Genomic DNA, 6,855 nt, shown 5'->3' with positions numbered 1-6,855 from the left:
AATAGGTGGCGTTTTTCGCCACTAGGTGGCGTTTTTCTCCACCTACGTAAAAAGCTAAAATAGATTGGGCAAACCAAACAGGTGGCGTTTTTCTCCACTAGGTGGCGTTTTTCTCCACCATAAAGACGGATTGTGTACACTTAAAGTCAACAGATGATTGAATGGCATACCTTAATAAGCAACATAAACAGTCTAAAGGGTAATGCACATATGTATAATATTGGGCAGAACGGTGCAGTTGACATAGAATTGCACTGAACCATCCATTGGTAAAAGGATGAGAAAGTGAAAGACAATAAATTCAAGCTGACAACAATAGCAACATTGACAATGATGACAGTAGGATGTGGCGGGGGTGGAAGTGATAATTGTTCTGTGAGCAATGGCTCTCAAGAAGTGCCGTCTGAAATAAACACTCCTTCAAATCCAACTCCACCTACAACACCGCCGCCGAGTGACCCAGTGCCACCAACACCGGAACCACCTCCACCAACAATTCCAGTTTTCGATGAATATAAACTGTAAACCAGCTTGTCATAACCACGGGAAGGTTTTGTTGGCAGAAAACACTTATCATCATCAAACAAAATAGGCATTCAATTGAACCAGAAAACTGTGTTCTCATAGGTAACATTAATAGTTCATTGTCATTATGAGGTAAGTTACTGACGACATTAGAATACATATCAGGCTTGTCTTTAAGCGATTTCTCAAAAACCTGCTCAAGTTTGGCTAGGTACTAGGCCAGAAGAGTTATACAGTTCATCTGATAGCTTAATAGAAAAGTCTCATTGTAAACGATCAGTATTTTCAGCTTTTGCAGTATTATAAATCGTCTTATAAATATCAGAGTAAGAGTTGAAATTACCTTTTTGAGATGATTCATACGGGATTTGCAAACTCATGAAATCTGCGAGTTCTTCTATAGTAGGAAAGAACTCATAACCGTGCATATCCCCCAAAAAGGTTACAATTCCGCCACCTGAGCCACAGCCGTGACAAACATAGGTTTGTTTATGTTCATTAACATAAAAAGATGGTGTGTCATCCTTCTGCGAAGGTAAAGGGCATTTTGCTCTTAATTCACCCCGTTGGCCTACCTGTTTAAGCGTAGCGTATTGGTTCATGTAATCTACTATATTTACTCTATCGACGGGAGCATTAATAAATTGCTTTGGAATTCGCTTATACATACGCTGCACGTATGCTATCAAATATATATCTATAGCACTTTATATGTCCTAAAAAAACTCCCAGTTTTTCGTCAGTCCTATCTATGATTTTTAATGAATATTTAGCTGAATGCGATTTGAGACGTTTAGGTTAGGCCATTAAATACGTGGGCTGTAGGGAAAGTCACTTCATGGTCTGTTTGATGCGTAGGGCAAAGCTCTATTTAGCTGTAGAAGCGAGCATTTCAAGGATTTAGAGAATATGGCACAATTGCGATTTGAGGCGTTTAGGTTAGCCCAGTAAATACGGCAGCTGCAGAGAAAATACGTTTTATGCTCTGTTTGAGGCGTTGGGCAAAACTTTACTAGGTTGGTGTGGCGAGTTTTTTGCTTAGCCGACCACCTATTCCCCAGACGGCTGTCAAATCCATCTGTTTAAGAATGTCGATACGCTATTGCTCATTATCAATAACCGCAACGCCGTTATAGCCTCGCAAGTGTTTGGCAGCATGACTAGCGGCTTTCGATAACGTAGGTGTCATTCCGCCTCCTACTCCAACGGGTAGCCTTACCTCCTTCCACACAGTCCGTCTTATGTCTCTACCTAATGCTGTCCAGCTATCATGGCTTAGTGTGGTATCAAAACGGGCAAAGAGCTCATCAATAGAATAAATGTAAATGTCATCGGCGAACTGACTGATGGTATCCATCATTTTTGTGCTGAGAGAGTGGTAAAGTTCATAGTTTGAGCTCGTCACTACAATGCCGTGTTTTCTAACAATATCTTTAACCTGAAAATACGGCACGAACTTCTTAATTCCTAAGCGCTTTGCTATAGGGCATACCGCAACAATGGCACCATCGTTGTTACTGAGGGCAATGACAGGCTTTTTTCGAAGGTCCGGGCGCATCACTTTTTCGGCGGAGCAATAAAAGGACGTTGCGTCGATAAGAAAGTACATCAGGCCCCTATTTTCTTGTTGAGTGGCGTGTGAATTCTAATTGAGCGCGTTACCACGCCTTCAAGCGAAAAGTCATCGCCTTCTTGAATAAAATAGGGAGAGGCATCAATTTGTGACGACAACAACGCGCGTCGATGTATATCGAGACGCTTACAACAAAACACACCATTAAGCACTGCCACAATAATCGACATGTGCTTTACTTTCTCTGCTCTTGATATGATTAGGACGTCACCGTCAAAAATGCCATCTAGCTCCATTGAGGTGCCTTGGGCTACGCCAACCCACGTCGCTGAGGGTTTATCGATGAGCAAATCATCCAAGCTCAATTCCATTTCGATATATTCCGCAGCCGGGCTCTCAAAACCAACTAGGCCAGCCTGCGCTTTAATCGGGATAACTTTTATTAAAAACCGCTTAACTGCATAAATATACAGTATTGTATTTTCAAAGACCGATTTTCGTCAAATTACATTTTCAATGGTGAGTATGGCTAACGGGTCGCGGATAGAGAAAAGTGCTCTCACATCACGTATATTGTGGTATTGTAGTTTGGATACATTAAAAAAATCTATCGATATACCACACTGTTAAAGGACTACACACATGAACACGATTGACATGGAACGTTTAGAAGCGACACAAGAATATGCGGGTTTTGGCGTCAGACTTCTCGCAACCATCATTGACACACTCATTCTATTACTTGTGACAACCCCCCTCTTGTATGCGATTTACGGCGGCTATTACTGGGAATCTGACGAGGTCATTTTAGGCTTTGCTGATTTTTTGATTAGCTTTGTGCTTCCATTTGTCGGAACAGTGGCATTTTGGGTACACAAATCCGCTACCCCCGGCAAAATGTCACTAAAACTAATCGTCGTAGATGCCAAAACAGGTGACAAGCCCACAGTACAGCAATCCATCATTCGCTATATCGGCTATATCATATCAACGCTGCCGCTCCTTTTGGGGTATTTGTGGGTAATTTGGGACCCTAAGAAACAAGCGTTGCACGATAAACTGGCCGGTACGGTGGTGCTCCGCCCTAAAAACAAAGGTGTCGATGACGTCGCTTTCTCCGGCGAAAATGCGTAATCACATGTTCTATGTGACGTTGTCTTCCTTCAAGAGGTGCTACACAAACACTACCTCTATAAAGTCAGCCAACTCAATCAACTAGCTCACTTGGTTAGCTGGGATGCATAAGTGAGAAACGCTTCGCCATTATGCCCTGCTTGCCTGCGCCCGTTATTGAAAAGTTAGTTTACCAATCAAGACTGCCATCTTAATTCAAAATGCTAGGGGGTGATATTTATCGTAGATGATATTGTGGTAATTGCGATTGTCCAAGGACTGCAACGACCAAAATAAAGCCGTCTTCTTTGGTAAAGAAAGCAGTGTGCTTACCGATCGGGAAATAAAATCCATTTTCATATAAATCGTTGCAGCTTCTGCCTACTGATGGATTGTCAGCGAGCATCTGAAATCCAGTGAGAAGAGTGGCTTTGTATGCGTTCCACTGCCTCTCGGAAAAGTTTGTAACGGTATAATGTTTGATTTTGTGCAAGTGAGTCTGTGCTAATTGAGTTAGTTGATATTTACTTTTGTGCATATTCTACTTACAGCGCGTTTAGGAAGCTTTCACCATCAACTACATTGCCTTGGGCAAAGTCTGCTTTTGCGGTCTCAAAGCAATGTTTGATGTAATCGGCTTTCATAGTTTCAAGCTCTTCATAGTCTCTAATGGACATCACAACAACGGCATCTTTGTTGTTTTTACTAATTTTAACTGGCTCTCGTTGAGCGTTTAGCAGTAGCTCACCGAAGTTACGTTTGGCATCATTCGCTGTTAATGTGTGCATGAGTACGCTCCAAGTTTGGAAGTGAAATAACATTGTAGTTTATCGCTAAGAATGTGCAATATAATTAAATCGTGCGATTAGTGCTAAGGGTAAGCTATAAAGCCTTAGCGGCATGTTCGTAACGCTGGGCATTTTTAGTTTGCTGTAGACTTACAAATGGTATAGCCCAAACAAAAATAATGATACTGAAATAAAAACTATCATACTTTTATATTCGTGATAGCAGGGGAGGCATTTGTTTAGATTCTCAGTCATCTTGACGTGGTCTAATTGAATTGACCAGTCCAGTTAAGAGTATAATTACAGCTAAACTGGAGAAAGAAATGCCTGAAAGAAAGCGATACACAAAAGAATTTAAACTCGATGCTGTTAGCCTCGTGATTGATCAAGGGCATAGCAGTAACGATTTTGCTTCAATGATGCGACCAATTTCACTGAACCCAGTATCTTGTTTCCATAAATCAAAAATAAGTGTTCGCTTATCTTGAGTAGACGTACGTTTTATTCGCTTCATCCAAAGCCCTCGTGCAAATCAGTATTTTAGTATAACTTTTGCATTGACCACTTGAATCCTCAACGGCCTTTTTCGCCAAAGAAACGAACAAGTTATGCATATTGTACTACAAATAAGCAAGCTTAATCACAAAAGATAGAGTGGCGTATTATTAGTAAAATTGCTCGTCTTAGATGCCGAATAATTTAGTGGTTTTCTTGAAAATACCCTAAGTACCTTCGGGTGGGTACGCGACTTACGAATTCGGACGAAAAATGTACAAAATACCTAAATAGGTGGCGTTTTTCGCCACCTGTGTTTTGGGCAAAAATGGAATTTTAAAAATAAATCACAAAGGAAGATGAATCGGGTTTGTAAAGAAGGATAAGAGGCAAGAGACATTCTTTAAATGAGTGAAACGGAACAATACAACTGGCGTTTTTCTCCACCTAAATCGAAAGCAAGAGTGAACAGGACAAATCAAACAGGTGGCGTTTTTCGCCATCAGGTGGCGTTTTTCTCCACCTAGTGGCGTTTCTCCACCTGGTGGCGTTTTTCTCCACCTAGTGGCGTTTTTCTCCATCTGCTACGGATCGACCAGACTTTACTAGACAGATTTTCGTTTGAATTATTCTAGCTTTTCACAAACCAGTGGAGGCATTTTATTCGCTCCACACATCAATTTTGTTGGATAATTCTTGAGCCTGGCTGTCTTTTATGGACGCATATTTTTCTTTGACTCGCCCGCGAAAAATACGGTTGCTTCCTTTTGGATGTCGTGTCCCATTGTCACGCGTTTAAGCTCTTTCTCTAACTGCTTAATTCGATCGGTTTGCTCTTTAGACTGAACGTGTTCTTCATTATCAGGGCCATACATCTTTATCCAATTATAAAGAGAACTGCTAGTGACTCACAGCCTTTCAGAGACGCTCGCTACCGAATAACCGTGCTCGGTAACTTGTTGCACTGCTTGTATATTAAATTCTTCTGTAGATCGCTGAGACATCTTTTCTCTTTAGTACACATAATTATAAAGCAATTAAGTGTCTAGAGAAGTCTGGCAATACCTTAAACACCTCGTCAACAGATCGAATCAAAAACTATAAAAACAGCAGTAAGGCAAAGCCATTCGCTTATCGCGATAACCTAACTAGGCTAGATTTTGGCTAATTGAGCTTCACGTTTTTTGTCCGTCTCTGTAATCGGCCTTGTATAGAGGTTTATGGCCTCATTCAAGCACTCCCACGCGTGCCCTTTCCTATTCGCATTGCGCTTTTGCGGCACATGGGCGCTTAACGGACGAATTGTGGGGACTTCCTCGTAATTGCATAAAATAATGGGCTGCGCTGCATTTACAGTATTCACCAAGGGCTTACCGTCACTGGCGCCATAGTAAAGGGACAAATTTACCGACGCATTGCGTGTCTTGCGAATATAAAAGCGATGGGTGTGTTGTGTGTCCATAATGCGCGCTTTCACATCGTTCAGTTGTGTATCAGTAAGCCCAGACTTGCTGTTATACAGGTACAAAACGGCGCGCTCTGGCGTAAGTCGCTGGTCTGCATTTTTATAGGCCCAATAAAAATTCACGCTTTTAAGCGCGGTATCGGTACCAGGGCGACAGTTAATCACATCGATATGCCGATACAGCTGATACGAGATAATCTCGGCGCCACGATGCTGATGCAAGAACTCATGCTTTTGTAGATGATTGCGCCCGTGAGAGGCATCAGGCTTTCTATCCTGCACGCAATGCTTGATAGCCGTCTTTGTACTGTTAATGGCTATGATGGTATCAATGACGTCGTCATGGTTTTCAAGCAGAAGAATGCCAGGGTATTTGCCCGCAACGCGGCCTGAAATATCGTGAGAGGGACGATGGAAGCACTTTAAGGCATTAAGACAACGCATCTGTGCCTGAACATTGAACATGTCGCGATGGCCAAGCATAAGCTCACCAGCAGAGAACGCTTTGAATTCCTCTTTAGTGACATCATCAATATTGGCAAAATACGCGGTGGGCGATAACCGCATTGCACTGTAAAGTGAATCATATAATTCATCCAAAGTGGTAAGCAGGCTATTAAAGCGCGCAAAGTCATTCACCATGACCTCTTCCTCTTATCAATTACTAACATGCCCTATTATATTATATTTACAGACCACCTTCATATAAAAACACTCATAAAACCCACCCGCGACACCCCAACAGTGGCATCAACCCTGCAATCCCGCCCTACCACTCCAACCGAAGACGCGCGCGAGTTGAGCAAGAGGGGCACCTCGGTGGTAGATGAGGGACACCTAGAGAATATACTTACTTGAAGGTGGTCTGTAATTTAATCATCGAAAGTACTAAACCT

Annotated in this window: 11 protein-coding genes; 1 reads left to right on the top strand and 10 read right to left on the bottom strand. The window is 42.1% G+C overall.

Translation table 11 applies throughout. From position 1 onward, the window contains the following. Positions 1-389: 389 nt before the first annotated feature. From JV36_RS0104730 to JV36_RS0104715, 5 genes are all read right to left on the bottom strand, one after another. Positions 390-596 carry a hypothetical protein gene (locus JV36_RS0104730; protein ID WP_032095603.1) on the bottom strand — a complete coding sequence of 69 codons (207 nt, stop codon included), beginning with the start codon at positions 594-596 and terminating at the stop codon, positions 390-392. A gap of 192 nt (positions 597-788) precedes the next feature. Then, on the bottom strand, positions 789-1,193 hold the full coding sequence (locus JV36_RS0104725; protein ID WP_032095604.1) for a CHC2 zinc finger domain-containing protein: 405 nt from the start codon (positions 1,191-1,193) through the stop codon (positions 789-791). Positions 1,194-1,537: 344 nt separating this feature from the next. After that, positions 1,538-1,615 carry a hypothetical protein gene (locus JV36_RS20010; RefSeq protein WP_326938259.1) on the bottom strand — a complete coding sequence of 26 codons (78 nt, stop codon included), beginning with the start codon at positions 1,613-1,615 and terminating at the stop codon, positions 1,538-1,540. A 9-nt stretch (positions 1,616-1,624) separates the two neighbouring features. Further along, positions 1,625-2,134 carry a Y-family DNA polymerase gene (locus JV36_RS19070; protein ID WP_052010122.1) on the bottom strand — a complete coding sequence of 170 codons (510 nt, stop codon included), beginning with the start codon at positions 2,132-2,134 and terminating at the stop codon, positions 1,625-1,627. Next, positions 2,134-2,541: a S24 family peptidase gene (locus JV36_RS0104715; RefSeq protein ID WP_032095605.1), complete on the bottom strand. Its 408-nt coding sequence runs from the start codon at positions 2,539-2,541 to the stop codon at positions 2,134-2,136. Before JV36_RS0104715 ends, JV36_RS19070 begins: the two co-directional genes overlap by 1 nt. A gap of 199 nt (positions 2,542-2,740) precedes the next feature. Between JV36_RS0104715 and JV36_RS0104710 the strand changes: the two genes are divergently transcribed. Further along, positions 2,741-3,232 (top strand): RDD family protein, encoded by a 492-nt coding sequence (locus tag JV36_RS0104710; protein WP_052010123.1) that lies wholly within the window; start codon positions 2,741-2,743, stop codon positions 3,230-3,232. Positions 3,233-3,449: 217 nt separating this feature from the next. Here the strand turns inward: JV36_RS0104710 and JV36_RS0104705 are convergent, their stop codons facing one another. From JV36_RS0104705 to JV36_RS0104690, 5 genes are all read right to left on the bottom strand, one after another. Then, positions 3,450-3,749: a type II toxin-antitoxin system RelE/ParE family toxin gene (locus tag JV36_RS0104705; RefSeq protein ID WP_032095606.1), complete on the bottom strand. Its 300-nt coding sequence runs from the start codon at positions 3,747-3,749 to the stop codon at positions 3,450-3,452. A gap of 7 nt (positions 3,750-3,756) precedes the next feature. Then, entirely contained in the window at positions 3,757-3,999 is a 243-nt protein-coding gene (locus tag JV36_RS0104700; protein ID WP_032095607.1) for a type II toxin-antitoxin system Phd/YefM family antitoxin, read from the bottom strand. A 385-nt stretch (positions 4,000-4,384) separates the two neighbouring features. After that, entirely contained in the window at positions 4,385-4,513 is a 129-nt protein-coding gene (locus JV36_RS19980; protein ID WP_268746546.1) for a hypothetical protein, read from the bottom strand. A gap of 694 nt (positions 4,514-5,207) precedes the next feature. Further along, positions 5,208-5,369, bottom strand: a complete 162-nt coding sequence (locus JV36_RS19670; RefSeq protein WP_160173350.1) for a hypothetical protein — start codon at positions 5,367-5,369, stop codon at positions 5,208-5,210. A gap of 278 nt (positions 5,370-5,647) precedes the next feature. Continuing rightward, the gene (locus JV36_RS0104690; RefSeq protein ID WP_032095608.1) at positions 5,648-6,601 is read right to left on the bottom strand and encodes a DNA replication terminus site-binding protein; all 954 of its coding nucleotides are present in this window, start codon (positions 6,599-6,601) and stop codon (positions 5,648-5,650) included. Between the last annotated feature and the right edge of the window lie 254 nt (positions 6,602-6,855).

The organism is Alteromonas sp. LOR (assembly GCF_000753865.1).
In the GTDB taxonomy this organism is placed as follows: domain Bacteria; phylum Pseudomonadota; class Gammaproteobacteria; order Enterobacterales; family Alteromonadaceae; genus Alteromonas.
The sequence above is the reverse complement of the archived record's forward strand: the minus strand, read 5'-3'. Positions and strand labels throughout refer to the sequence as shown.